Origin of the sequence: Paenibacillus sp. p3-SID1389, assembly GCF_025151705.1 — a bacterium.
In the GTDB taxonomy this organism is placed as follows: Bacteria; Bacillota; Bacilli; order Paenibacillales; family Paenibacillaceae; genus Fontibacillus; species Fontibacillus phoenicis.
In genome coordinates this window covers 1-1130 of record NZ_JALXVO010000121.1, presented here as the reverse complement: position 1 = coordinate 1130, position 1130 = coordinate 1, and the positions used below count along the sequence as shown (strand labels likewise).

The 1130-nt window shown below is 48.8% G+C and carries 1 protein-coding gene; it reads right to left on the bottom strand.

Annotated features, from left to right (window positions below; translation table 11 throughout):
- Positions 1–131 precede the first annotated feature (131 nt).
- Positions 132–1097, bottom strand: coding sequence for a tyrosine-type recombinase/integrase (locus M3G15_RS21330; protein ID WP_260072019.1), 966 nt, complete (start codon positions 1095–1097; stop codon positions 132–134).
- Positions 1098–1130 lie beyond the last annotated feature (33 nt).

Genomic DNA, 1130 nt, shown 5'->3' with positions numbered 1-1130 from the left:
CCCTAGGTAAAAACTGGTCGAAATTTGGCAAGGTTTGTAATTAACCCTTGTTATATTATAGGACAAAAGAGCGATTTTTGCATTATTTTCGACACAAAAAATAGATAAATAGCACTAAAAAAATAGAAAAATCACATAAATTCCATCAAACAGTCCTGTACGAAGTCAGGAGCCGCCTTCTTTATTTGCTCGACGGTGTGCAGATAGCGCTGGGTCGTGTTGATATGGGAGTGCCCCAAGCTTTCCTGAACCTGCTGCAGCGAGGCGCCCTGCAACAATGCCAGCGTCGCGTTGGTATGTCTTAACCAGTGGGGGGTCGGCTGCTTCTGAATTCCGCTCGCAATGCCTGCTTGTTTAATGATTCGTTCGATTTGCCGCGGCGTAATTGCAAACAGCTTCAACTCCGGATCCGGTTCATGCCCCTTCGCCAATCTGCGTGCATGCTCCTGGTACATGTTCCAGAGCTCTCGCGGAATTTTGACCTCGCGTGTTTTTCCGCGTTTTGCGTGGGATACGGTGAGCCATATGGATGTCTCCAGCATATCTGCATGAAAGTCCTTCCACTTGATGCCGCATAACTCGGACACGCGAAGGCCCAACAGCACCAGAGACAGGCCGATCAAGTAATTTCTCAGGCTCTGGCGCCGCAACGCCTCCAGCAGCTTGCCGACCTCGTTGCGGGTAAGATAATGTCTGCGGCTCGTTACGGCAATGGCCGGGATACGGACATTTTGCGCCGGATTATGATCGAAAAAGCCGATGCTGCTGTCGCTTCCCCATTTATAAAACGACTTCAGAGGCGCGATAAATGCAGCCACACTGGCCGGAGCAAGCGGTTTTTGGCCATCGCGGTAGAAGCCCTTCGTGAGGTAGATTTTATAAGCTTCGATTTCCCTCCAAGTCACATCCCGAAAACGCATTCCCGAAAGGAATTGCCTGAAATGCTCCAGGGCCCTAAAATAGTTTCTGCGGGTATTTGGCGCTTTGGCGCATGCCGTCAGGAACATTTGAATGATCTGTTCGTCCTGATAATCCTGTGTGACAGATAAATGGAACGGAAATTGCTGGGTTACAGCGGACAAATAATTAGTACCCATATTATGTAGTGGACCTCCTGTTGACTTTAATTT

Bases quoted from the DNA above. Each gene is read 5' to 3' on its own strand.
- M3G15_RS21330 (WP_260072019.1), bottom strand. From the start codon at position 1,097: ATGGGTACTAATTATTTGTCCGCTGTAACCCAGCAATTTCCGTTCCAT.